Source organism: Clavibacter sp. AC415 (assembly GCF_979252985.1).
Genome location: NZ_CEEDAR010000020.1, coordinates 45,481 through 69,022, shown reverse-complemented (window position 1 = coordinate 69,022; position 23,542 = coordinate 45,481). Strand labels below are relative to the sequence as shown.

The window sequence follows — 23,542 nt, the reverse complement described above, 5'->3', positions numbered from 1 at the left end:
CGGGTGGTGCGGGTGGATCAGTCGACGATGGTGACCTTCACCTCGATGTTGCCGCGCGTGGCGTTGGAGTACGGGCAGACCTGGTGGGCCGCGTCCGCGATCTCCTGGCGGCGCTCCGCGTCGACGTTCGGGAGGTAGACGTCGAGCTCGACGGCCAGGCCGAAGCCGCCCTCGCCGTTGTCGCCGATGGAGACGCTGGCGGAGACGCCCGCGTCCTTCGTGTCGACGCCGGCGTTCTTGCCGACGAGGTGCACGGCGCCCAGGAAGCAGGCGCTGTACCCGGCGGCGAAGAGCTGCTCGGGGTTCGTGCCGTCGCCCGAGCCGCCCATCTCCTTGGGGGACGGGTGTCGAAGTCGATGCGGTCGTCCTCGCTGCGTACGTGTCCGTCGCGTCCTCCGCCGGAGGCGTGCGCGATCGCGGTGTAGATGGGTTCCATGCCCCCATGACACCACGAACCGGCTGGGAGCGCGCGGCGCGTGCGGCGGGTGTTCGCGGCGGGGACGGTGGATCGCGGCTGGACGCGGCCGGACGCGGCCGGACGCGGCGGGACGCGGCGGATCCGTCGCCAGGTCAGGGCAGCAGGCCCGAGCGGTAGGCCCAGACCACCGTCTGGAGGCGGTCGCGGGTGCCGAGCTTCGTCATGATCCGGGTCAGGTGCGACTTCACGGTGCTCGTCTCGATGACGAGGCGCCCGCCGATCTCGTCGTTGGAGAGGCCGTCGCCGAGGAGCCGCACGATGTCCTGCTCGCGCGGCGTGAGCACATCGGCGCCGGGGTGAACGACGGAGGCGGCGCGACGGCGGGTGAACTCGGCCATCACGCGCCGGGTGGTCACGCCGTCGAGGGCGGCGCGCCCCTCGGCGAGCGCCCGCACGGCCTGGATGAACTCCTCCGGCTCCGCGTCCTTCAGCACGAAGCCGCGGGCGCCCGCCTCTAGGGCGCCGAACACGTACTCGTCGAGGTCGAAGGTGGTCGCCACGAGCACGGCGGGCGCGCCGTCGTCGGCGGGCGGGGCCGCGGGGGGCGGCGACGCGGGGGCGGCGTCCGCGTCGGGGCGGACCGGCATGCCGGTGATCGCGCGGGTCGCCTCGATGCCGTCGCCGCCGGGCATGCGCACGTCCATCACGACGACGTCGGGCGCGAGGCGGCGCACCACGTCCACGGCCTCGCGGCCGCCCGCCGCCTCGCCGACCACCGCGATGCCGCCCGCGGTCTCGAGCACGACGCGGAACCCCGCGCGGACGATGGACTGGTCGTCGACCAGGACCACGCGGATCACGCCTCGCTCCGCGCGTCGGCGACGACGGGCTCGACCGGCAGCTCGAGGCGCACGCGCCAGGTGCCGCCGGCCGTGGGGCCCGCCTCCAGGCGCCCGCCCACCAGGGCGGCACGCTCGCGCATCCCCACCAGGCCGTATCCGGGCGCGGTCGCCGGGGCGGCCGGCGGCAGCGCGTTCTCGACCGTGAGGGCGACGAGCGTCGGACCGGCCTCGACGGTCAGGGCCACGGCGGATCCCGGGGCGTGCCGACGGGCGTTCGCGAGGGACTCCTGCACCGTGCGGTAGGCGGTCACGTCGGCGAGCGGCGCGAGCGGCGGCGCGTCGCCGGCCGCGTGCTCGTCGACCTCGGTGCCGGCGGTGCGGGCGGCCGCCACGAGCTCCGGCAGGTCGGCGAGGCCGGGCACGGGGGCGGTGCCCGCGGGGTCGCCGCCCTCGGCGTCGGAGGTCTGGCGCAGGATCCCGACGATGGAGCGCAGGGCGTCGAGGGTCTCGCGGCCCTGCATGCGGATTCCCCGGAGGGAGTCCTTGGCGCGCTCCGGATCGCGGTCCACGAGCCGCTCGGCCGCACCGGCCTGCACGACGAGCGCCGTGAGGTGGTGCGCGGCCACGTCGTGCAGCTCGCGCGCCATCCGGGTGCGCTCGGCGGCGATCGCGGCCCGGCCGAGCGCGGCCTGGTGCTCGACGGTCTCCGCGGCCCGCGCGAGCACGTCCGCGTCGTGGCGCCGGCGGAGCGCGACCCAGGATCCGACGGCGGCGCTCGCGGCGGCGATGAGCAGGCCGCTGACGAGGATCGACGTGGCCGAGACGACCGTGTCGAGGCCTGGGCGGGCATCCACCGCCGTGGGCACGAGCAGCGCCCGCGCCTGGCCCGTCGCCGCCACGAACGCGCCGACCGCCTCGACGCCGACGGCCGCGACCACGATGCGGACGGCGGACGCCGGCGGGAGCAGCGCCCCGACCGTGTAGGCCGCGACGACGGGCGCGGCGGCCCAGAACCCGAACTGCGGCGGGATCACGGCCACGAGCGCCGCCTGGAGGACGGAGACGGCCAGGAGGGTCGACCGCGGGTGCCGCCGCCGGAACGCCAGGGGCACGCACTGCACGACGGCGAGGACCGCGATGACCGCGTCCTGCGCCGGCGACATGGTGCGCGCGGTGCCGTCCGCCCAGACGAGGGCGGCGAGCACCCCGAGCAGCAGCACCGTCAGGAGCGCCCAGGCGGAGGCCGCGGCGGCGTCGCGTCCGGCGTCGGTGCGGATCCCGACGCGGGCGAGCGCTGTGCGGACCCGGTCGCTGAGCACGCCCCGCGGTCGGGCGGGGACGCGCACCGCCGCGTGGGCTCGGTCGGGTGTCGGGTCGGTCACCTCCCGAGCATGCCAGGCGTCGCGCCCGTCCCCGCCGCGCATCAGTAGCTCACGCTCGGCGCGAGGAGGCGGAAACCGACCGCGAAGGCCGCGATGCCGGCCAGGGCGAGGACCACGAGGATCCGGCCCGCGACGATCCACGCCCCGCGACGGGTGCGGAGGGCCTGGACGACGGCGAGCGCGGCGGGGACCACGGCGAGCGCCCCCACCAGCTGCAGCGCCTGGAGGGTGCGCAGCGAGACGGCGGACACGTCGACGAAGGACATCGCCTCGAGGGCGGCCACGGTCCAGCCGGCGAGCGCCAGGAGCGTCACCGCCTGCCCGATGCGCGAGAGCAGGAGCGCGCGGCTGCGGCGCGGGCGGGGCGCCGGCACGACGTCCCCCGCGGCGTCGGCGCGCGGGGACCGGCGCCGGCCGATGCCGGCGATCGCCGTCGCGGGCCAGGCGACCACCGACACCAGCAGCACGGCGACGGCGGCGAGGAGCCCGGGGATCACGACGGACGCGGCCTGCCAGGGCTCGGCCCGGAGGAGCGTGAAGGACCCGCCCCAGGAGATGGCGGAGACGGTGCCGTCGGCGCCCGCCCGGGTGGCGAGCACGGCGTCGCCGCCCACCTCGCGCCACAGGTGGTCGCCGGCCCTCTCGTAGACGCCCGTCGTGACGCCGAGCGGCTTCGGGGTGACGGCGACGGTCCCGTCGACGCGGGGCACGATCTCGGTCTGGCCGCTGAGCGCCAGGAGCGCGCCGGGGTTGGTGACCGGGGACCGGGACGAGGTCCAGGTGCCGGCGAGGGCCGCCGCGGCGGCCGGATCCCCCGCGGGGACGGTGCCGGCCGCTGCGGTGGGGATGCCCGCCGTGCCCTCGTCGGCGTCGCGCAGGTACCGGTCGGCGAAGCCCTGCAGCACGGCCGTGCGCAGCTCGAGCGTGTCGACGGCGTCGCGCCCGTTCCCGTTGAGCGTGAGGAAGATGCCGGCGTCGCTCCCGGGGAACACGCGCAGCGCCGAGTGGAAGACGTTCGTGTCGCCGTCGTGGCCGACGGCCGGGACGCCCGGCGTGCTGTCGTCGAAGAAGCCGAGGGCCATGCGCTGCCCGGCTGCCAGGGTGCCCAGCTGGTCGGCGCCGAGGGCGGGGCGGTGCATCAGGTCGAGGGTGGCGGGATCCAGCAGCGCCTGGTCCGCGGGCAGGTCGCCCAGGTGGCCGAGCATGAAGCGGGCCATGTCGGTCGCCGTGGCGGAGAGGGCGCCGGCGGGCGCCGCGTTCACGACCTCCACCGGGTACGCCGGCTGCGAGTCGTCGGGATAGCCCTTCGCCATCCGGGCGGCGAGGTCGTCGGGCAGCGGCTGGGCGAAGGAGGAGGAGTCCATGCCGGCGCGGTCGAGCACCCGCTCCTGCACGAGGTCGACGAACGACCGGCCCCCGACCCGCTCGGCGACGTAGCCCGCGAGGCTCGCGCCGTAGTTGGAGTAGGCCGGGGTGGTGCCGGGCACGAAGACCTGGGCGGGCGGATCGGTGCGCATCGCGTCGCCGAGGGACCGCTCGCTGCCGGGCAGCCCGATGAGCCCCGCGATGACCTCCTCGAAGCCGGCCGTGTGCGTGAGGAGGTGCCGCAGGGTGACGGCGCCCTTCGGGGTGTCGAGGTCGAAGTCCAGGTACTGCTGCACGTCGGCGTCGAGGTCGAGCCGGCCCTCCTCCACCAGCTGCATGACCGCGGTGGCGGAGACCACCTTGGAGACGGAGCCGACGCGGAAGAGCGTGCGGTCGGGATCGACCGGCCGTGCGGGCGCGCCCTCCGTACCGGTGTCGGCCAGGCCGTAGCCGCGGGCGGTGAGCACGCGGCCGTCGGCGACCACCGAGACGGCGGCGCCCGGGATGCCCGTCGTGGCCAGCGCGGAGCCGACGACGCCGTCGAGCCAGGCGTCGACGTCGGCCTGCGTGAGGTCGTGCCCGCCGGGCTGGTGCTGCGGCGGGGCCGGGGGCGGCGGATCCGCGGGGGCGGCGCTCGCGGCACCCGCACCGAGCGGGATCACGAGGGCGAGGGCGAGCGCGCCGACGGTCGCGGCGAGTCGACGCGGACGGCGCGGGCCGCGGGGAGCGCGGAGAGCGCGGGCGCGTCGGCCGTCCCGGGGCGGGGCGTGGGGCGGTGGATCGGGGTGTCGTGTCCATGGATCCCACGCTCCCCCGTCGACGCCCGCCGCACAGGGCGCGGGAGTCGGCACCCGGGATTCAGCGACTCAGGTCGCAGGCGGCGCCGCCGCGGGTGGGCGGGGTCGGCTGTCAGCCGGCAGCGTCGAGGTCGCGCACCTGCAGCTCGACGTGGTGCAGGGATCCGCGTGCGGGCGTACAGCGCGGGGCGCCGGCGCGCGACCGCGTGCTCCGCCAGGAACACGGCGGGCCGAAGGCCCAGCCGACGGTCGGCCCGGCGCAGGAGGCGCGTCGCCGCCAGGGCGTCGGCGCGGCGCCCCGGGTCGGCCTCCGCGAGGATCCGCTCGGCCCAGTCCAGCGCGGCCGCCGGCGGCTGCCCCGCCGTCGCCGGGGGCCCGCCGTGGAGCGCGTGCAGGCGGACGCGGGGGTCCTCCCGGTCGCCGAAGAGGGCCGCCGCCCAGGTGCTCTGCATGGTCCGCTGCCCTCCGTCGTCGCGTCCTCCTCCGACGGTACGGAGGCGGACCCTGCGGGCGCATCCGCCGCACGGGTGAGGCGGGACGGGGGACGGATCGGCACCGCACCCGCGGCGAGCCGGCGCGGCGGCCCGCGACCCCGTAGGGTGAGGCCGCCGCCCTGACCCGCAGGGCCGAACGACGCGCCGCCCGACGTCCCCGTCCCGTGCGCGAGCTGGTCCTCGACGCACGCGCCGTCGCCCACCCGAGCCCGACGCGCCGCCCGCGGCACCGGGTACGGCTTCCCGGCCGGACCCGAGCCCGCACCCGCACCCGCCCACCGATGCGCGCCCCCGGAGGCCCTCCATCGTCCACATCCGCACCTACCGCGCCGCCGGCGCCTCGCGGGTTCCCGCCTCGGGCGTCGCCGCCTCCGACGACCCCGCCGCCGGCGTCCCCGCCACCCGCGTCCCCGCCGAGGGCGGCGTTCCCGGCCGCTCCGGCCTCCTCGACTTCGCCGTCGTCGCCGACCGCACCGGCCATCACTCGGTGGCCATCACCTACGACCACGGCGGATCCGCGCCGCTCGCCCTCGGCATCGCCGTCGACCGCGCGCAGGCGCGCACCGTGCGCTACGCGCCGCTGGACCCGGGGACGACGCGGCGCACGACGGTGGTCACCGTGCACCTGCACCGCGGGGCCGGCGTGATCCGCGTGGCGGAGGGGTCGCCGCACGCCCGGCTGCGCGTGCACTCGCTCCGCGTCGCCGAGATCGCGCCCGCGCGCGATGCGGTGGCCCCCGGCGCGCATCGCCTGCCGGGCACGCACGACCTGCCGGAGGCGCGTCCCGCCGCGGCGGCGTGAGCCCCGCGCACGGTCACGCCGTCACGCGGCAGCGAGAGCTCCGCGCGGCGGTGCGAGCTCCGCGCGGCTCAGCGGGACCGCGCGGGACCGCACGGTCAGGCGGCCGGGGTCCGGAACAGCACCGGCCGGCCCTCGTGGGCCGCGATGCGGGCGTCGAGCCCGGCGCGGACGGCCGGCCACTCGTCGGCGAGGATCGAGTGGATCGCGGCGTCGCGCCAGGTCCCATCCGCCCGGCGCTGATCGCGACGGCAGACGCCCTCGAAGGTCGCGCCGAGCTTGAGGATGGCCGCGCGCGAGTGCGCGTTCCGGGCATCCGCCTGGAGCTTCACGCGGCCGAAGCCGGAGTCGAACGCGAGGCCGAGGAGGAGCCGCTTGGCCTCCGCGTTCACGACGGTCCCCCAGACGCGCGGGTCGTAGGCGGTCCAGCCGAGGTGGGCGCGCTCGCGGCGGACGTCGAGCTCGGTGAGGCTCGTGGTGCCGACGAGCTCGCCGTCGTGGGGGCCTCCGACGAGGATCACCGCGGTCGGCAGGTCGTCCCAGCGGAAGTAGGTCGCCGCCCAGTCGGCGAAGGCGTCCGCGTCGGCCGGGAGGCCGGCCGCGCCGCCGCCGAAGCCGCCGGCGAAGACCGCCGGGTGGCCGATCGCCGCGTGCAGGGCGGGCAGGTGCTCCGGGGTGAGCGGGTCGAGCCGGACGTGGGAACCCACGAGGAGGCGGGCGCGGGGACGATGGCGGTCACGGCGCCAGCCTGCCAGACGGCCGGACGGGACCCGCGGAGGTGCGCGGGTCCCGTCCGGGCGGGGAGCCGGTCAGCTGCCGGACGTGGGCGTCGGCGTCGGGGCGGGCGTCGTGGCGGGCTCGCTGCCGGATGTCGATCCCCCGGAAGTGCCGGGTGCGGCGGGAGCCGTGACGCCGCCTTCAGGGCCGCCCTCAGGGCCGCCCTCCGGACCGTGCGCACCGGGTCCCGCGATGCCGGCGGGGCCCGCGGGCGGGGTGGGCGCCTTCCCGTCCTCACCCATGGGCGGGGCGGGCGGCGCGCAGCCGTCGGCCGGCGGGGCCGGCGGGGCCGCGGGGGTGCCGTCGGCGTTCGTCGGCGGGATGGGAGGGGCGGGGGTCGTGCCGTCCTCGCTCACCGGCGGGGTCGGGGGCGTCGGCTTCGCGCCGTCCTCGCTCGCCGGCGGGGCCGGGACCGTCGCGGAGGCACCGTCCGCGGGCGCGGGCGGGGTGGGAGGAGCGGGGGTCGTGCCGTCCTCGTTCACCGGCGGGGTCGGAGGGGTGGGCTTCGCGCCGTCCTCGTCCGCGTCCGCGGGCGGGGTCGGCGCCGTCGCGGGTCCGCCGTCCTCGCCGGCGGGCGGGGCCGGCAGCGTCGCGGGCGGGGCGGGCGGCGTGCTGCCGTCCGGCAGCGCGGGCGGGGCGGGGCAGGTCGCGGTGGTGCCCGTCGCGGATCCGGCCGAGCCCGAGGAGTCGCCGCCGTCCCCGTCGGCGAACGCCGCCGAGGAGAGGAGCGCGACGAGGCCGAGGGAGGCGCCGGCGATGCCGACGGCGATGCCCGCGCGGCGCTTCCGGGAGGCGGGCTTCCGCACGAAGGCGGTGGTCGAGTCGTCCATGGTGTTCCTTCCGTGACCGCCGCGGCTCGGGATGCGCCGTGGTCGGTATGCCCAGGCTCGGCACCGGATCTGAAGTCCTGCTTAAGTTCCGCGCCCGGAGCGGACATGCGCCCGGAACCCCCATGCGCGGCTCCTACAGTCGGCACATGCTCCCTCCCGCACGCGTCCTCGTGGTCGAGGACGACGAGGCCATCCGCGCCGCCGTCGTCTCCACCCTCGCCGCCGAGCGCTTCGTCGTGCGCGGCCTCGCGTCGGGCGTGGAGCTGGAGGACGAGGTGCGCGCGTTCCTGCCCGACCTCGTGGTGCTCGACTGGATGCTGCCCGGCCCGAGCGGCATCCAGCTGGCCGAGCGGATCCGCCGCTGGAGCGACGCGAGCGTCATCATGCTCACCGCCCGCGACGCCGTCGAGGACCGCCTGCGCGGCTTCGGGCAGGGCGTCGACGACTACATCGTGAAGCCGTTCGCCCTCGCGGAGCTGGTCGCCCGGGTCGCCGCGGTGCTCCGCCGCCGGGGCCGGCTCGCCAGCGTGGTGGAGATCGGCGACCTGCTGGTGGATCCCGACTCCGGGCTCGCGCAGCGCGACGGCCAGGCGCTCGACCTGACCTCCATCGAGTTCCAGCTGCTCGCCTACCTCGCCGCGCACCGCGGCCGCACCCTCTCCAAGACGCAGCTGCTCACGCAGGTGTGGGGCTACGACCACGCCGACCCGAACCTCGTCGAGGTGCACATCAGCGCGCTGCGGAAGAAGATGGAGGCCCGCGGGCCGCGACTCCTCCACACGGTGCGCGGGCTGGGCTACCGGGTGGAGGCGTGAGCGCCGGCCCGCTCCGCACCGGATCGCTCCGCACCCGCACGGTCCTCGCCGTGCTGGCGCTGCTCGCGGTGCTCCTGGTGGCGCTGTCGCTCACCGTGCAGGCGATCCTCGGGGCCGAGCTCCGGCAGCAGATCCAGGACCGGCTGGCGGACCGCGCCTCCGCCGCCGCCGCCCTCGTGGGCGTGCTCGACGACGAGGACCTCGCCGAGCGGCTGTCGGCGCAGGGTGTCGCCGTGCAGATCACGAGCCCCGACGGCGGCGCCGTGTCGGTGGGGCCCGGGCGGGATCCGCTGGGCGGCACGCTGCCCGGCCCGCCCGGCGACGGACCCGGCAGCGCCACGACCCCCGCACCCGCGGCGGGCGACGACGCGGTGACCGTGACCGCGAGCTCCGTCGTCTCCTCGGACCGGGAGATCACGCTCCGCTCGGACCTCAGCGACGGCACCGTGCTCGAGCTGTCGGCGAGCACCGGATCCGTCGACGGCACGCTGGCCTCGCTCCGCGGGATCCTCGCGGGGGCCTCCGCCGTGTTCCTCCTGCTCGCGGCGGTGGCGCTCGTGGTCGTGGTGCGCCGCACCCTCAAGCCGCTCGAGGACATGACGGGCGTGGCCCGCTCCATCGGCCGCGGGGATCGCGGGCGCCGCCTCCGTCCGACGCGCCCCGGCACCGAGCTCGGCCGCACCGCGACCGCCTTCGACGAGATGCTCGACGACCTGGAGCACGCCGAGCACCAGGCGCTCGCGGCCGAGGCGCGGATGCGCGCCTTCGTCGCCGATGCCGCGCACGAGCTGCGCACCCCGGTCGCGGGCATCCGCGCCTCCGCCGACGCGCTCGTCCGCGCGCACCTGCCCGAGGAGGAGCGCGAGCGGCTGTCGGTGCACGTGGTGCGCGAGGCGATCCGGGCGGGCCGCCTCGTCGACGACATGCTGATGATGGCCCGGCTCGACGAGGGCCTGTCCGTCGAGGGCCGGCCCGTGCGGATCCCGCCCGTGGTGGAGGCGGCGGCCTCCCGGCAGCGCGGCCGGACGCCCGGCACGCGCGTGGCCGCGGAGGTGCGCGGCGCTCCTCCGGCGGTGCGCGCGGACCCGGACCGGCTGGCGCAGGTCCTCGACAACCTGCTGCAGAACGCGGCCCGCTACGCGGCCACCGAGGTGCGGATCGAGGCCGAGGAGCACGACGCGGGAACCGTCCGCATCACGGTCGTCGACGACGGCCGCGGCGTGCCCGACGCCGACCGGGAGCGGATCTTCGACCGCCTCGTGCGCCTCGACGACGGCCGCGACCGCCAGGACGGCGGCGCGGGCCTCGGCCTCCCCATCGCCCGGGCGCTCGCCCGGGCCCAGGGCGGCGACCTGGTGTGCCTGCCCGCGGTCCCGGGCGCGGGGGCGCGCTTCCGGCTGACCCTCCCGGTGGTCGACGGGGGCTGAGCCCTTGCGCTCGCGCACCCCATGGTGTTGATTGTCGATGACATCGAAGATCGATAAGGGGGTCGACATGGCGAGCACGGGGATCATCGAGACCCGGCCGGTGCGGGAGCGCCCGCGGGCGATGCGGGTCACCCGCACCGTGCTGCTCGTCGTGATGACGTGGACGGTGCTGGCCGACTCCGGTCGTGCGATCAGCACCCTGACGGGCAGGACGATCCCGCTGCTCGGGAGCGCGCCGTCCGACCTCCCCCTGACCCTCCTGCCGCAGATCACCCGGGCCGAGAGCTCGACGGGTGCGCCGGGTTACCTCGCCGATGCGGATCTCCTGCTGCGCATCCTCGCGACGGTGCCGCCCGTGACACACGCCGTGACGGTGGTCCTGGCCGTGGCGTGGCTGCTGCGAGCACTCCGCGGCGTCGCGCAGGGCCAGCCGTTCCACGGATTCGTGGTCGCCAACTGGCGTCGGCTCTCGGTCACGCTGTTGGCGGGCGGGCTCGCGCAGGGCGCCATGGACACGATCGCCTACGCCTACCTCACGGCCCACCTCGGCTTCGTGGCCCGCGGCGGCACCGCGTCCGGGCCCGACCCCCTCGAGTCGTTCCTGGGTGCGCGCTACGACGAGATCTCCACGCAGCTGCCCGCCTGGCCCGTCGACCTCCTTCTCGCCGGACTCGTCGCCCTCGCGCTGACGGCCGCGTTCCGCGCGGGCGCCCGCCTCGTCGAGGACGCCGATGGCGTCGTCTGACCCCGCGCCCGTCCCGCGGCGCCCTGCCGACGACGACGCGCCCCCCGCCGCCCCGCACCGCATCGCGTGCCACCTCGACGCCGTGCTCGCCGCCCGCGGCATGACCCTCACCGAGCTGTCGGCGCGCACGGGCATCACCATGGCGAACCTGTCGATCCTCAAGAACGACCGGGCGAAGGCCATCCGCTTCACGACCCTCACCCTCATCTGCGACGCGACGGGCGCCACCCCGCAGGAGCTGTTCTCGATCCGGCCGGGCCTACGCTGACGGGATGAGCATCGACGCCCAGGCCCCGCGCACCCTGTCCGACCACCGGCCCCACGACGCGGAGGACCTGACGATCGAGGTGCCGGCGGCGCGGCTCTCGGCCGTGCGCGTGCCCGCCCGCACCGGGGATCCGGCCACGGCGCCCGTCGCCCTGCTCGTGCCCGGCTTCACCGGCTCGAAGAGGAGGACTTCCTCCCGGTCATGGGCCCGCTCGCCGACCGCGGCTTCACGGTCGTCGCGTTCTCGCAGCGCGGGCAGTGGGGGTCCACGGGGCCCGGCCAGGCCGAGCCGCCCGTCGACTCCTCCGGCTACGAGCTCGAGACGCTCGGCCAGGACGTGCACCACGTGGTCGACGCACTGGCGGGCCGGGGTGGATCCGGCGGCCGCCACGTGGCTGCGACCGACGCCGCACCGGCCGCGCCGCTCGGCCCCGTGCACCTGCTCGGCCACAGCTTCGGCGGGGTCGTGGGGCTGCAGGCCGTGATCCGCGACCCCGGTCGCTTCGCCAGCTACACGCACTGGAACTCGGGCCCCCGCAGCCGGGCCGACCGCTCGGAGCAGATCGCCGCGATCCGGGCGGCGGGCAGCGCCGCGCTCTGGCCGCTGTCGTTCCTGCCCGAGCGTCTCGACGGGGACGACCCCGAGGTGGCGTGGTACCGCACGCGCCTCTTCGGCACCGCGTCGGCGCAGCTGCTGGGCGCGCTGGAGATCATGCAGGCGCAGACCGACCGGGTCGACGAGCTCCGGGCCACCGGGCTCCCCGTCCTCGTGTCGCACGGCGACACCGACGACGCGTGGCCGCAGGACTGGCAGCGCGACATGGCGGAGCGCGCGGGCGCCCGCTACGAGGTCGTCGCCGACGCCGGGCACTCGGCCCAGGTCGACCAGCCGGAGGCGAGCGCCGACCTGCTGGCGGACTTCTGGCGGAGCGCGGCGCCGACCGCCTGAGCGGCGTCCGTCAGGACAGCCGGCCGGTGTCCTCCTGGAACCACCGGATCAGCTCGCGGAGCGCCGGCCGGATGGCGTCGTCCGGACGATCGCCCTGCAGGTCGTCGAAGGTGTCGCGGTAGCCGGGGATCCGCTCGGCCACCCGTGCGTCGTAGCGCGCGAAGCCCATGGTCCAGTCGGGGAACTGCCGCTCGGCGATCTCCTCCTCCATCAGCGTCGCGATGCGGCCGTGGCGGTCGTCCGCGAGGATCGCGGCCATGCGCTCCCGCACGTCGGCCTCCTCCCCCTCGATCAGCTGGAGGAAGCGCCCCTGCCGGTGGACGAGGAGGCCCGTGAGGCCGTGGGCCTCGTTGGTCGCGCGGCTCTGCGCCATGAGCTGCGCGAGGTCGACGTCGTCGAACGACGTCTCGGCGGTGCTGGAGTAGACGATGGAGAGCATGGTGTCCTTCCGCGTGCGCGGGGCCGCGCGTCGAGGTGCGGGGCCGGGTCCCCGTCGCCCCTCCAGCCTGGCCCGCGCCCGTGCCGACCACCAGGACGGGCCGGGATCCGTCGCCCGCCGGATGCTGTCGGCGCACCGCCGCCGCTAGCCTCGGGCCATGATCGTCTGGCTGAACGGCACGCACGGGGTCGGCAAGACGACGACGAGCAGGCTCCTGGCGGAGCGGATCCCCGGCAGCCGGGTGCTCGACGCCGAGAAGGTCGGCGAGGTGCTCATGGACGTCCGCCCGGGCCTTCCCGCGACCGACGACTTCCAGCACTGGCCGCCGTGGCGACCCCTCGTGGTCGAGACGGCCCGCCGCGTGCTCGAGTACGCGGGCGGCACGCTCGTGATGCCCATGACCGTGCTCACGGAGACGTACTGGCGCGAGATCAGCGGGGGCCTCGTCGCCCACGGCATCCCCGTCCGCCACTTCGTGCTGCACGCCGACGCGGACGTGCTCCGCGACCGCATCCAGCACGATCCGGTGCTCGGCCCGTCGGCGTTCCGCTTCTCGCGGATGGAGCCCTACGCGGAGGCCGCGCGCACCTGGCTGCACGCCGAGGCGGAGGTGGTCGACACGACCCGCATCACGCCGGAGCGGGCGGCGGATCTCATCGCGACCGCGGTGCTCGACGGCGGGCCGCGCGGCTGATCCGCGTCACGCCCTGTCGTGCAGCGTCACGTGGTAGCCGTCGAGGTCCGCGAAGGCGAAGGTGCGACCGAAGGGCCCGTCGAGGGGCGCGGTGACGATGCGGTGCCCGTCGGCGGCGAGCCGGTCGTGGATCTCCTGCACGTCCGTGGCGTGCAGCCAGATGGCGGCCCCGATGCCGGGCTGCGGGACCGCGTCGAGGTCGGTGCCGGGGATCACGTCGCGGAGCGCGAACGCGATGGGCGCGGTCTGGAAGACCACGGCGTGCGGAGGGCCGGCGGGTGAGCGGACGAGGCCCAGGTAGCGCTCGTAGAACGCCTGCGCCGCGTCGAGGTCGCGGACCTGGAGCGAGATGAAGTCGGGGCCGGTGGCGGGCATGGTGTCTCCTTGTGTCAATGTCAGATGCCTGACATTACTGATCGTATGTCAGACTGCTGACATGGCGCAAGGCGACGACGGCATCGACCTCCCCACCTCGCTCGGCTACCTCCTGAAGGAGGCGTCGAGCGCGCTGCGGCAGGCCATGGAAGAGGCCCTCCGGCCCCTCGGCATGACCATCACGCACTACTCGTGCCTCGAGATCCTGTCCCAGCGGCCCGGATCCTCGAACTCCGACCTCGCCCGCGGCGCCTTCGTGACGCGCCAGTCGATGAACGTGCTGCTGCAGACCCTCGAGCGCGACGGCATCGTCACCCGTCCCGCGGAGGAGGCGGTCGGCCGGGTGCAGCCGACGCGGCTCACGCCCGCGGGCCGGAGCCAGCTGGCGACGGCGAGCGCGGCCGTGCGCGCGGTCGAGCTGCGCATGCTCGACGGCCTGTCGGCGCGCGACCGCGACGAGGCCACGCGCATCCTCCGCGGCATGGTGCGCGCGCTGCGGGCGGACGGCGCGTGACCGCCTAGCGGATCACCGCTCGACGACGAGCCGCCGCAGCTCCGCCGACGACACGTAGCCGAAGCGGTGCAGCTCGCGCCACGCGGCCACGTACTGCTCCTGGCCCATGTCGAGGTCCGCCTGGAGCCGCTCGCGGTTCGTGGTGCGCGCGTCGGCGCGGCTGAGGAAGCGCGCGAGGTCCGCCGCGTCCGTGCCGAGGCGGGCATCGTCGGCCCAGCCGTCGTGGATCAGGGTCAGGCCTCGAGGAGGTCGTGCAGCACGACGACCTGCTCGCGCTCCGGGCCCACGCCCACGGCGGAGATGCGGGCGCCGCTCATGCGCTCGATCGCCATCACGTAGTCCTGCGCGGCCTTCGGGAGGTCCTCGAAGCGGCGGCAGCCCGTGATGTCCTCCTGCCAGCCCGGGAGCTCCTCGTAGATCGGGGTCGCGTGGTGGAAGTCGGACTGCGAGACGGGCACCTCGTCGTGGCGCACGCCGTCGACGTCGTAGGCGACGCAGACGGGGATGGTCGCGAGGCCCGAGAGCACGTCGAGCTTGGTGAGCACGAAGTCCGTGACGCCGTTGATGCGGGCCGTGTAGCGGGCGATGGGCGCGTCGTACCAGCCGCAGCGGCGCGGACGGCCCGTGGTGGTGCCGAACTCGAAGCCCTTCGCGCGCAGGTACTCGCCCGACTCGTCGTGCAGCTCCGTGGGGAACGGGCCCGCGCCGACGCGCGTCGTGTACGCCTTGACGACCGCGATGATCCGCTCGAGCCGGTTCGGCGCGACGCCGGAGCCCGTGGCCGCGCCGCCGGAGGTGGCGCTCGAGGACGTGACGAACGGGTACGTGCCGTGGTCGATGTCGAGCATGGTGGCCTGGCCGGCCTCGAACAGCACCGTCCTGCCCTCGTCGAGGGCGGCGTTCAGCTCGAGCGACGCATCGCACACCATGGGGCGGAGCCGCTCCACGTAGGAGAGCAGGCTCTCGACGATCTCGTCGGCCGAGATGGCGCGGCGGTTGTAGATCTTCACCAGCATGTGGTTCTTGGCGTCGAGGGCCGCCTCCACCTTCTGGCGCAGGATGTTCTCGTCGAAGAGGTCCTGGATGCGGATGCCGACGCGGTTGATCTTGTCCGCGTACGTGGGGCCGATGCCCCGGCCGGTGGTGCCGATCTGCCGCTTGCCGAGGAAGCGCTCCGTCACCTTGTCGATGGTGCGGTGGTAGTGCGTGATGACGTGGGCGTTCGCGCTGACGCGGAGCTTCGAGACGTCGACCCCGCGCGCGGCGAGCGCGTCGAGCTCGTGGAACAGCACCTCGATGTCGACCACCACGCCGTTGCCGATGACGGGCACGACGCCGGGGGTGAGGATGCCGGACGGCAGCAGGTGCAAGGCGTACTTCTCGTCGCCGACGACGACCGTGTGGCCGGCGTTGTTGCCGCCGTTGAACTTCACGACGTAGTCGACGCGGCTGCCGAGGAGGTCGGTCGCGCGTCCCTTGCCCTCGTCACCCCACTGGGCTCCGATGATCACTACTGCGGGCATGGCTCACTCCTCGTCGGGGCGGGTCGGTCGGGTCTGGGTCGGTGGCGTGCGGTCGTGCGGGGCGTACGGCGGGGTGGGTGCGGGCGGATCCGGCGCGGCCGGGTCAGTCCTGGCCGCGGATGACGATGGCCTCGGTGGGCGGCAGGGCACCCGCGGTCGCGGCCTCGATGTGGCCGGCGGCGGTCGGGTCCGCGTCGCGCAGGAACGCGGTGAGGCGGGAGACCTCGTCCTCCTCGCCGATGGCGGCGGCCGCGCGGCGGAGCGCGTAGAGGGAGCGGAGGACGCCGCGGTTCGGCTCGTGGCCCCACGGCACGGGCCCCTGGCCCTTCCAGCCGGACCTCCGCAGCGCGTCGAGCCCGCGGTGGTAGCCGACCCGCGCGAACGCGTACGAGGCGATGCGGTCGCCCTGGATGAAGGCCGTGTCCGCGAGCAGCGCCCACACGAGGGACGACTGCGGGTGGTCGGCGGCGATCGCGCCGAGCGTGTCGTGGTCGCCGTCGGCGTTCGCGATGCGCGCCGCCACCTCGGGCTCGTCGGCCAGGCGCGTCTCGGGGACGCCGAGCAGGTTCTCTCCAGTCACACTCGATCCTACCGCGAGGGCCCGGCGGGTCCCGAGGGCGGCGCCGCCGCCGCCGAGCCGGCCGTGTCGGAGCCCTCCGGTAGCGTGACGGGCACCGCCGCCCGCCCACGGAAGGACCCGCGTGCGCATCCTCCACACGAGCGACTGGCACCTCGGGCGCACCCTTCACGGCGAGGACCTGCACGCGCACCACGCCGCGTTCCTCGACCACCTGGTCGAAGTCGTGCGGGAGCGCGCGGTCGACGTGGTCCTCGTCGCGGGCGACGTCTACGACCGGGCCGTTCCCGGGTCCCGACCGTGCGGCTGCTCTCCGACGCGCTGGGGCGGCTGAGCGCGCTCGCGACCGTCGTCGTCACGCCCGGCAACCACGACTCGGCGGCGCGACTCGGGTTCGCGTCGGCGCTGCTGCGCGACGGGCTGCGGATCCTCGCGTCGGCGGAGGCGCTCGACGAGCCCGTCGTCATCGACGACGCGCACGGACCGGTCGCCTTCTACGGTGTGCCGTACCTCGACCCGGACGCGGTGCGCGCGACCCTCGTGCCCGTCGGCTCCCCTCCCCTGCCGCGCTCGCACGAGGCCGTGCTGGGCGCCGCCATGGACCGCGTGCGGGCCGACGCCGCCGGCCGGGGCGACGCCCGCGTCGTGGTGGTCGCGCACGCCTTCGTCACCGGGGCGGAGCCGAGCGAGAGCGAGCGGGACATCCGCGTCGGCGGGTTCGACCAGGTGCCCGCCGCGGTGTTCGCGGGGGCGGACTACGTGGCGCTCGGGCACCTGCACGGGGCGCAGGAGGTGCGGGCGGCGGGCGCGGGCGCCCAGGACCTGGATGGCCTCGCGCCGCGCATCCGGGCCCCGCGCATCCGATACTCCGGCTCGCCGCTCGCGTTCTCGTTCGGGGAGCGGCTGCAGCGGAAGTCGAGCGCGCTCGTGGACCTGGCGGCGGACGGCTCCACCGGGGTCGAGCTGATCCCGGCACCCGTGCCGCGCCGGCTCGCGGAGGTGACGGGGACGCTCGCCGAGATCACCGACGGGCGGAACGCCGACCTCGCCGACGCGTGGGTGCGCGTGCACGTGACCGATCCCGTGCACCCGGCCCACCTCGTCGCCCGCGTCCGGGAGGCGCTGCCCCACGCGCTCGTCGTGCTGCACGAGCCCGAGGGACGCGTCGAGGGCGTGCGGTCCCGCGTGGTCGACGCGACGACGGATCCGCTCGAGGTCGCCGCCGACTTCGTGGAGTACGCGACGGGCGCCGCGCCCACCGAGGCCGAGCTCCTCGTGCTGCGGCAGGCCTACGAGGACGCCCTCGCCGCGGATCGGAGCGCCTGATGGACCTGCACCGCCTCACCCTCCAGGCCATCGGCCCGTTCGCCGGGGAGCACGTCATCGACCTCGCCGAGCTCGGGCGGTCGGGGCTCTTCCTCCTGGAGGGGCCCACCGGATCCGGCAAGTCGACGCTCATCGACGCCGTCGTGTTCGCGCTGTACGGGTCGCTCGCGAGCGACGGGTCCAGCCGCGACCGCCTGCACAGCCACCACGCGGCGGCCGGGGTGGAGCCGTACGTGGAGCTCGTGTTCGAGACGGCCGCGGGGATCCACCGGGTGCGCCGGAGCCCCGCGTACCAGCGCCCCAAGGCGCGCGGCACGGGCACGACGGGCCAGAACGCCTCCGCGACCCTCGTGCGGCTGTCGTCGCCGGACGCGGACGCCGGGGAGGTCCTCGGCACCAGCACGCAGGAGGTGGGCACGGAGATCGCGCGCATCGTCGGGCTGACGCGCGCGCAGTTCGTGCAGACCGTCGTGCTGCCGCAGGGCGAGTTCGCGGAGTTCCTGCGCTCGACCGGCGAACAGCGCCGGCTCGTGCTGCAGTCGCTGTTCGGCACGGCCGTCTACGACGCGACCGCGAAGCGGCTCGCCGAGATGCGCACGGCCGCGAAGCAGCGCACCGACGCGGCTGACGCCCGGGTCGCCGAGGCCGTCACGGGCCTCCGCGAGGCGACGCGCGTGGATGCGCTGGACGTGGTCGACGCACCCGACGTCGTGCGCGTTCTCGCCGAGGCGGCGGATGCGGCGGAGCACGCGCGGGCTGAGGACGAGCGCTCCCGCCAGGACGCGGCCGCCGCGCTCGCCGACGCCGAGCGCGTGACCCGGGCGCTCGCCCGGCGGCGGGCGCTGATCGCCCGCGAGGAGGCGGTGCGGGACGCCGCGGAGGAGATCGCCGGCCTGTCCCGGCGCGTCGAGGAGGCGCGGCGGGCCGCCGCGGTCGTGGGCCCGCTGGCCGCGCGCGACCGGGCGGAGGCGGCGCGCGTCGCCGCGGAGGAGGCCGACGCGGCGGCGCGCGCGGCCTGCCGCGACGCGCGGCCGGAGCTCGCCGACGCGCCCGCCACGGCGCTGGCCGAGCGGCGCGACGCGCTCGTGGCCGAGCTGGCGACGCTCGCCGATGCCGAGGCACGCGAACGCGCCCTGCCCGGCCGGCGCGACGACGTGCGGGCCGCCGAGGAGCAGGTGGCGGCGCGGGAGGAGGTCGCGGACGCCGCCGAGGCCGAGCTCGCGGAGCGGCCCGCCGGTCGCATCCCGCTGCAAGGGGCCCGCGAGCGCGCGGCGTCCGCGGCGGGCGGCGTCGAGTCGGCGCGCACCGCCCTCGCCGAGGCGGAGGGGGCGCGACGGCGCGTCGCCGAGCTCGGGGAGCTGGCGGCGCGGGTCGTCGCGGCCCGCGGCGCCGTGGACGCCCGCTCGACGGCGGCGACGTCGGCCGTGCGGCACGAGGCGGAGCTGCGGGAGCGGAAGATCCGGGGGCTCGCGGGCGAGCTCGCGCGCGAGCTCGCCGACGGGGAGCCGTGCCCGGTGTGCGGCGCCGTCGACCACCCCCGCCCCGCGCCGAGCGCGCCGGGGCGCCCGGACGACCACGAGATCGAGGCGGCGGCCGAGGCCCGCGCCGCCGCCGAGCGGGCGCAGGGCGAGGCGGTCGCCGCGTTCTCCGACGCGAGCGCCCGGCACGAGGTCGCCGCGACCGCCCTCGACGGCATCACGGCGGCATCCGCAGACGCCGAGGTCGCCGCCCGCAGGGCCCGCCTCGCGGAGGCCGAGGCCGCCGGCGGCGCGCTCCGCGCGGCGGAGGCCGAGCTCGCCGCCCACGACACGGCGACCGAGCGGATCCGCGCGCGCCGCGACGACGCCCGCGCCGCGCTGTCGGGCCTCCGCGAGCGCGTGGTCCGCGCCCGCGAGCTGTGCGCGGACGACGAGGCGGCGGTCCGCGCGGTGCTCGCGGCACGCACCGCCGAGGTCGAGGCGGAGGCCGAGGCCAGCGCCGACGCCGCCGCCGACGCCGCCGCCGAGCGCGACCCCGAGGGCGCGTCTCCCCGCGTGGCGGCCCTCGTCGCCGACCGCGCCGAGGAGCGCGCCCTCGTGGAGCGCCTCGTCGCCCTCGCCGCCACCCGCGAGCGCACGGCGGCCGAGGCCGCGTCACGCGCCGCCGAGCTCGCCCGCACCGCGCGCTTCGAGGACCAGTCGATCGCCACCGAGGAGGCCGCGCGGGCCGCCGCGCTGCCGGCGCCGGAGCTGCAGGCCCTCGCCCAGCGGGTCGCCGCGCACCGAGCGCGAGCAGGCCGTCGTCGCGGAGGGCCTCGTGGACTCCCGAGGTGTCGCGGCGCTCCGCGGGCGCCGAGGACGCGGATCCGGACGCCGCTCGAGCCGCCCTCGACGCCGCGCAGTCCGCGGCGCGCACCAGCGCCGAGCGGGCCGCGCGCGCTCGCGACCGGGCCGACCGCAGCGCGTCCGCCCTCGCCCGGCACGAGGACGCCCGGCGGGAGAGCGCCCGCGCGGGCGACCGGGCGCGAGCTGCGATCCGCATGGCCGAGGTCGCCAACGCCGTCGCGCCGGAGAACTCGCGCGGCCTCACCCTCGGCACCTACGTGCTGCTGCGGCGCTTCGAGGACGTGGTGCAGGCCGCGAACGCACGCCTGCGCGTCATGTCGAGCGGGCGCTACGAGCTCGAGGTCAGCGAGGAGCGCGAGACGACGAGCAGGTCCCGGAAGACGGGGCTGGCGCTGCAGATCCGCGACCACGTCGTGGATCGCGTGCGCGAAGCCCGCGAGCTTCTCCGGCGGGGAGACCTTCTACGCGTCGCTGAGCCTGGCGCTGGGCCTCGCCGACGTGGTGCAGGCGGAGGCGGGCGGGCTGCAGCTCGGCACGCTCTTCGTCGACGAGGGGTTCAGCACGCTCGACCCGGAGACGCTCGACGCGGTCATGTCGGAGCTCGGGCGGCTCTCCTCCGGCGGGCGCACCGTCGGCATCGTCAGCCACGTGGAGGAGCTGAAGCAGCGGGTGGCGGACCGGATCGAGGTGCGTCGGCGCCCGGACGGTTCGTCGACGCTGACGTCCACGGTGTCCGACCCGGCGTGACCGCGGCCCGCGCCGTGGCTCAGCTCGAAGGGGTCGCGCCGCTTCGCCGCGAGGTGGCGCCGCCAGTAGAAGGCCGCCGCGCCGCCGAGTCCGGCCGCGAGCACGATCGCCACGACGCCCACGACGCCGAGTCCGCCGCCGGTCTGCGCTGTGACGATGCCGAGCGCCACCATCACGAGGCACGAGCGCAGCAGGATGAAGGCCAGGGACCGGTCGCTCGTCATGCGGCGCCTCTCGGGTGATCGGGTGCGCACGGGCGGTGCGCGCAGACGAGCCTAGGCGCCGGCCGTGCGGATCCGGTGCGCCTCCGGCACGCCGCACGAGCGACCGCCGGACGCGCGATGGCCGTGCGACGCAACCGATCGGGGGACGCGGATTCGCTCAGCGGATATCCGCTCAGCGACGACCCGCTCTCCCGCGGGCTCGCGCCGAAGCACGCCGCAGCCTCCGGGATCGCCGGAGGCGCCCTGCCGCAGGACCACCATGCATGATGAGCGGGAGGGCGGAGACGATCGACGCCGGAGACCCCAGGGACCATGACGACAACGCTGACCCCCATCGGAACGAGGGATGCCTCGCGCCGACCGCGCACGCCGCACGCCGACACCGCCGCGTCCGACGCCGCGTCCCTCGTCGATCCGAGCCCGTCGCCGGCACCGCCTCCCTCGGCACCGGGCCGCTCTCGGTCGTCGCCGCCGCCGGCACGGCCGTGCTCGGGGATGGACGCGGACGACGCGCACCCGACCACGGCATCCGCGACGATCGCGGCCCCGGCCGCCCCGGCCGACGCGCTCGCCGCCCCCGACGCCGCGCCTTCCGAGGCCCCGGTCGAGCCCTTCCTCCGCGCCGTCATGGCGGGGTCGGACATCGACGAGGCCACCGCGAGCCTCGGCGCCGTGCTCGAGGGGATCCGCTTCGCTCCCGACCGTCGCACCGGCACCTTCTCCTACCGCTACGCCATCCTCGGCGGCGAGCGCGTCACGCTGCGCACCTCGCGCATCGCGGGCACGCAGTGGGCCGAGAGCCCCCAGCGCCCGGAGCACGTCGTCACCTGGTACCTCGAGGGCCGGATCACGGTCGACCGCGGATCCCGCTCCGTCTCCTCCCAGGGGCAGCTCCCCTTCCTCTTCCCCACCGGCCGCCCGTTCCAGTACCAGGCGAGCTCCACCCGCCAGAACTGCGTGCACCTCGATGCGGGCTTCCTCGAGCAGACCGCGACGGAGTTCCACCACGGCCCGGCCCGTCCGCTGCTGTTCGAGCACCGCAGCGTGCCGAGCATCGAGACCGCGGCCGTGTGGCGACGGGCCGTCGCCGCCGCGGCGCCGGTCATCACCGACCCCGACGCCTCCCCGCTGATGCGCCTCGAGGCCGACCTCTCCCTCGCCCGCGCGACGCTGCGCCTCTTCCCGTGGGACGACGTGGAGCTGCCCGACGAGCTCCGCGCACCGCGCATGGCCCACATCCGCGTGGCCGTGGAGTACCTGCACCACAACGCCCACCTCCCCCCATCACGCCCGCCGAGGCCGCGGCCGCCGCCGGCATCTCGACGCGCGTGCTCCAGCTGGCGCTGCGCCGCCACCACGGCCAGACCCCCACCGAGTACCTCCGCGGGATCCGCCTGCGCCGGGGTGCGCGCGCAGCTCCTGGACGCGACCCCCACCACCACGACGGTCCGCAGCGTCGCCGAGGAGTGGGGCTTCGCCCGCCTCGGCCGGTTCGCGGCCTCGTACGCGCAGGCCTTCGGCGAGCTGCCCAGCGAGACGCTGCGGCACTGACGGGCCGCTCCCGTCGCTAGGGTCGGCAGGATGACCGGGGCGACGAGGCGGAGACGGCGCGCGCTGATCGCGGTGCTCGTCGTCGTGGCCGTGCTCGCGGCCCTGTACCTCCTGCGGCTCGGCACCCTGGCGGTCTCCGCCACCGAGGGCGACGTCCCGGCGGTGTCGGCCATCCCCCTGCCGGAGGGCAGCACGGTGGTCGATCGCCGCGAGGAGTGCGGGTCCGGCGGCTGCTGGATCCTCGTCTCGGTGCTCCCGCCCACCGGCACCACCCCGGCGGAGCTCGCGGACGGGCTCGGCGCGACGCCCCAGGCGCGCATCCCCGGTACTCCGTGGGATCCGCGCACCGTCTCGCTCCGGGCCGAGGTCCAGGGGGAGCTCCTCAGTGATCCAGGCCGACCTGTGGTCGCAGGAGGACGTGCCCTGACGCGCCCCGAGCCCCTCCGCCCGCTCTCCGGCGCTGGGAGCGCGCTGCGTAACTTCCGCCGCGCTGTGCAGGATCGCTGAGCCTAGGGTCCATGACCTCCCTCGCCTCCGCACGCGCGCCCCCGCAAGGACGCCGCGAGCGACCGCCAGGCCCTCGTCGACGCGGCGGTCGTCGCGCTCGACCACGACCCCGACGCCTCGCTCGAGACCATCGCCGCCGCCGCCGGCCTCAGCCGCCGCGCCGTCTACGGCCACTTCGCCACGCGCGACGACCTCGTCCGCGAGGTGCTGCAGCGCGGAGCGCGGCGCATCGTCGAGTCGCTCGCGGGCATCACCCACCCCGACAGCCGGATCCACGTCGCGCTCATCGGCGCCCGCCTGTGGGCGGAGGTCGAGCAGGTGCGCGTCATGGCCCGGGTCGCCGTGCGCGGGCCCCTCGCACGCGAGGTCGCCGCCGAGCTCGCGCCGCTGCGCGCGCCGAGCTGCAGCGCGTCGTCGAGCGCGGCATCGCCGCAGGCGAGCTGCGCGGCGACATGCCCGCGCCCACGCTCGCGCGGCTCGTCGAGGGCGGCGCGCTCGCCGTGCTCGACGAGGCGACCCGCAGCGACATCGGCCGCGCCGAGGGGCACACCCTCGTCATCCTCACCTCTCTCGCCCTCTGCGGCCTCGACTGGCGCGCCGCCGGGGACCTCATCGCCGCCGCCCCCGGAGCTCCGCGAGGCCCCGCCGCGCGTCGCCGCCGTCCCCCGGATCGAGGCGGCCCGGTGATCGTCACCCTCACGGACGCGCGCGTCGGCGACGGCCCGGCCCCCGCCCTGCCCGCGATCTCGCTGGCCTACGGCGGTCCGGCCCCCGTGGTCGCCGTCGCCGAGACGGAGCTGCGGCCGACCGTGCTGTCGCTCGTCGCATCGGGCC

24 protein-coding genes and 2 pseudogenes are annotated in these 23,542 nt (G+C 76.5%); 15 read left to right on the top strand and 11 right to left on the bottom strand.

Annotated elements, in window-relative coordinates; genetic code table 11:
- Positions 1 to 17 precede the first annotated feature (17 nt).
- From ACZ411_RS14080 to ACZ411_RS14060, 5 genes and pseudogenes are all read right to left on the bottom strand, one after another.
- Positions 18 to 436 (bottom strand): annotated as a pseudogene (locus tag ACZ411_RS14080) (organic hydroperoxide resistance protein).
- A 134-nt stretch (positions 437 to 570) separates the two neighbouring features.
- Positions 571 to 1,278 carry a response regulator gene (locus tag ACZ411_RS14075; RefSeq protein ID WP_464171281.1) on the bottom strand — a complete coding sequence of 236 codons (708 nt, stop codon included), beginning with the start codon at positions 1,276 to 1,278 and terminating at the stop codon, positions 571 to 573.
- A complete protein-coding gene (locus ACZ411_RS14070) occupies positions 1,275 to 2,642 on the bottom strand; it encodes a sensor histidine kinase (RefSeq protein WP_464171280.1) in 1,368 nt (455 codons plus the stop codon). Before ACZ411_RS14070 ends, ACZ411_RS14075 begins: the two co-directional genes overlap by 4 nt.
- 41 nt (positions 2,643 to 2,683) lie before the next feature.
- Positions 2,684 to 4,669 (bottom strand): serine hydrolase domain-containing protein, encoded by a 1,986-nt coding sequence (locus ACZ411_RS14065; protein WP_464171279.1) that lies wholly within the window; start codon positions 4,667 to 4,669, stop codon positions 2,684 to 2,686.
- A complete protein-coding gene (locus tag ACZ411_RS14060; protein ID WP_464171278.1) occupies positions 4,666 to 5,256 on the bottom strand; it encodes a hypothetical protein in 591 nt (196 codons plus the stop codon). Before ACZ411_RS14060 ends, ACZ411_RS14065 begins: the two co-directional genes overlap by 4 nt.
- Before the next feature lie 346 nt (positions 5,257 to 5,602).
- On the opposite strand from ACZ411_RS14060, the gene ACZ411_RS14055 reads away from it, so the two are divergent.
- On the top strand, positions 5,603 to 6,100 hold the full coding sequence (locus ACZ411_RS14055; RefSeq protein WP_464171338.1) for a hypothetical protein: 498 nt from the start codon (positions 5,603 to 5,605) through the stop codon (positions 6,098 to 6,100).
- A gap of 95 nt (positions 6,101 to 6,195) precedes the next feature.
- On the opposite strand, the gene ACZ411_RS14050 is transcribed toward ACZ411_RS14055, so the two are convergent.
- Positions 6,196 to 6,804: a GNAT family N-acetyltransferase gene (locus ACZ411_RS14050; protein ID WP_464171277.1), complete on the bottom strand. Its 609-nt coding sequence runs from the start codon at positions 6,802 to 6,804 to the stop codon at positions 6,196 to 6,198.
- Between the two features lie 102 nt (positions 6,805 to 6,906).
- Positions 6,907 to 7,704 carry a hypothetical protein gene (locus tag ACZ411_RS14045; protein WP_464171276.1) on the bottom strand — a complete coding sequence of 266 codons (798 nt, stop codon included), beginning with the start codon at positions 7,702 to 7,704 and terminating at the stop codon, positions 6,907 to 6,909.
- Positions 7,705 to 7,850: 146 nt separating this feature from the next.
- Between ACZ411_RS14045 and ACZ411_RS14040 the strand changes: the two genes are divergently transcribed.
- From ACZ411_RS14040 to ACZ411_RS14020, 5 genes are all read left to right on the top strand, one after another.
- Complete coding sequence (locus tag ACZ411_RS14040; protein ID WP_094115142.1) at positions 7,851 to 8,519, top strand: response regulator transcription factor; 669 nt, start codon at positions 7,851 to 7,853, stop codon at positions 8,517 to 8,519.
- Entirely contained in the window at positions 8,516 to 9,946 is a 1,431-nt protein-coding gene (locus tag ACZ411_RS14035; RefSeq protein WP_464171275.1) for a sensor histidine kinase, read from the top strand. Before ACZ411_RS14040 ends, ACZ411_RS14035 begins: the two co-directional genes overlap by 4 nt.
- 37 nt (positions 9,947 to 9,983) lie before the next feature.
- A complete protein-coding gene (locus ACZ411_RS14030) occupies positions 9,984 to 10,691 on the top strand; it encodes a hypothetical protein (RefSeq protein WP_464171274.1) in 708 nt (235 codons plus the stop codon).
- Entirely contained in the window at positions 10,678 to 10,959 is a 282-nt protein-coding gene (locus tag ACZ411_RS14025; protein ID WP_258071891.1) for a helix-turn-helix domain-containing protein, read from the top strand. Before ACZ411_RS14030 ends, ACZ411_RS14025 begins: the two co-directional genes overlap by 14 nt.
- A gap of 201 nt (positions 10,960 to 11,160) precedes the next feature.
- On the top strand, positions 11,161 to 11,907 hold the full coding sequence (locus ACZ411_RS14020) for an alpha/beta fold hydrolase (RefSeq protein WP_464171273.1): 747 nt from the start codon (positions 11,161 to 11,163) through the stop codon (positions 11,905 to 11,907).
- 10 nt (positions 11,908 to 11,917) lie between these two features.
- Here ACZ411_RS14020 and ACZ411_RS14015 read toward each other — a convergent pair whose 3' ends face one another.
- Complete coding sequence (locus tag ACZ411_RS14015; protein WP_094115137.1) at positions 11,918 to 12,346, bottom strand: BLUF domain-containing protein; 429 nt, start codon at positions 12,344 to 12,346, stop codon at positions 11,918 to 11,920.
- On the opposite strand from ACZ411_RS14015, the gene ACZ411_RS14010 reads away from it, so the two are divergent.
- Together ACZ411_RS14010 and ACZ411_RS14005 are read left to right on the top strand one after the other, a co-directional pair.
- Complete coding sequence (locus ACZ411_RS14010; protein ID WP_464171272.1) at positions 12,345 to 12,494, top strand: hypothetical protein; 150 nt, start codon at positions 12,345 to 12,347, stop codon at positions 12,492 to 12,494. The two genes, ACZ411_RS14015 and ACZ411_RS14010, sit on opposite strands and share 2 nt — an antisense overlap.
- A 9-nt stretch (positions 12,495 to 12,503) precedes the next feature.
- Complete coding sequence (locus ACZ411_RS14005; RefSeq protein ID WP_464171271.1) at positions 12,504 to 13,040, top strand: P-loop nucleotide/nucleoside kinase family protein; 537 nt, start codon at positions 12,504 to 12,506, stop codon at positions 13,038 to 13,040.
- 6 nt (positions 13,041 to 13,046) lie between these two features.
- On the opposite strand, the gene ACZ411_RS14000 is transcribed toward ACZ411_RS14005, so the two are convergent.
- The gene (locus ACZ411_RS14000; RefSeq protein ID WP_464171270.1) at positions 13,047 to 13,415 is read right to left on the bottom strand and encodes a VOC family protein; all 369 of its coding nucleotides are present in this window, start codon (positions 13,413 to 13,415) and stop codon (positions 13,047 to 13,049) included.
- Positions 13,416 to 13,476: 61 nt separating this feature from the next.
- On the opposite strand from ACZ411_RS14000, the gene ACZ411_RS13995 reads away from it, so the two are divergent.
- Positions 13,477 to 13,929 carry a MarR family winged helix-turn-helix transcriptional regulator gene (locus tag ACZ411_RS13995; protein WP_464171269.1) on the top strand — a complete coding sequence of 151 codons (453 nt, stop codon included), beginning with the start codon at positions 13,477 to 13,479 and terminating at the stop codon, positions 13,927 to 13,929.
- Positions 13,930 to 14,162: 233 nt separating this feature from the next.
- Here the strand turns inward: ACZ411_RS13995 and ACZ411_RS13990 are convergent, their stop codons facing one another.
- Both ACZ411_RS13990 and ACZ411_RS13985 read right to left on the bottom strand, forming a co-directional pair.
- Positions 14,163 to 15,452: an adenylosuccinate synthase gene (locus ACZ411_RS13990; RefSeq protein WP_464171268.1), complete on the bottom strand. Its 1,290-nt coding sequence runs from the start codon at positions 15,450 to 15,452 to the stop codon at positions 14,163 to 14,165.
- 103 nt (positions 15,453 to 15,555) lie between these two features.
- Positions 15,556 to 16,032 carry a DUF3151 domain-containing protein gene (locus ACZ411_RS13985; protein WP_094115129.1) on the bottom strand — a complete coding sequence of 159 codons (477 nt, stop codon included), beginning with the start codon at positions 16,030 to 16,032 and terminating at the stop codon, positions 15,556 to 15,558.
- A gap of 121 nt (positions 16,033 to 16,153) precedes the next feature.
- Between ACZ411_RS13985 and ACZ411_RS13980 the strand changes: the two are divergent.
- The 6 genes and pseudogenes from ACZ411_RS13980 to ACZ411_RS13955 all read left to right on the top strand — a co-directional run bounded on the left by ACZ411_RS13980 (position 16,154) and on the right by ACZ411_RS13955 (position 23,395).
- Positions 16,154 to 17,355: pseudogene (locus ACZ411_RS13980) on the top strand (exonuclease SbcCD subunit D).
- Positions 17,355 to 20,426 carry an AAA family ATPase gene (locus tag ACZ411_RS13975; RefSeq protein ID WP_464171267.1) on the top strand — a complete coding sequence of 1,024 codons (3,072 nt, stop codon included), beginning with the start codon at positions 17,355 to 17,357 and terminating at the stop codon, positions 20,424 to 20,426. The pseudogene ACZ411_RS13980 and the gene ACZ411_RS13975 overlap by 1 nt, the downstream one beginning before the upstream one ends.
- On the top strand, positions 20,423 to 20,668 hold the full coding sequence (locus ACZ411_RS13970) for a hypothetical protein (RefSeq protein ID WP_464171266.1): 246 nt from the start codon (positions 20,423 to 20,425) through the stop codon (positions 20,666 to 20,668). The genes ACZ411_RS13975 and ACZ411_RS13970 overlap by 4 nt, the downstream gene beginning before the upstream one ends.
- Before the next feature lie 477 nt (positions 20,669 to 21,145).
- The gene (locus ACZ411_RS13965) at positions 21,146 to 22,201 is read left to right on the top strand and encodes an AraC-like ligand-binding domain-containing protein (RefSeq protein ID WP_464171265.1); all 1,056 of its coding nucleotides are present in this window, start codon (positions 21,146 to 21,148) and stop codon (positions 22,199 to 22,201) included.
- Between the two features lie 30 nt (positions 22,202 to 22,231).
- Positions 22,232 to 22,708: a hypothetical protein gene (locus ACZ411_RS13960; protein ID WP_464171264.1), complete on the top strand. Its 477-nt coding sequence runs from the start codon at positions 22,232 to 22,234 to the stop codon at positions 22,706 to 22,708.
- A gap of 204 nt (positions 22,709 to 22,912) precedes the next feature.
- Positions 22,913 to 23,395: a hypothetical protein gene (locus ACZ411_RS13955; protein WP_464171263.1), complete on the top strand. Its 483-nt coding sequence runs from the start codon at positions 22,913 to 22,915 to the stop codon at positions 23,393 to 23,395.
- The last annotated feature ends 147 nt before the right edge of the window (positions 23,396 to 23,542 follow it).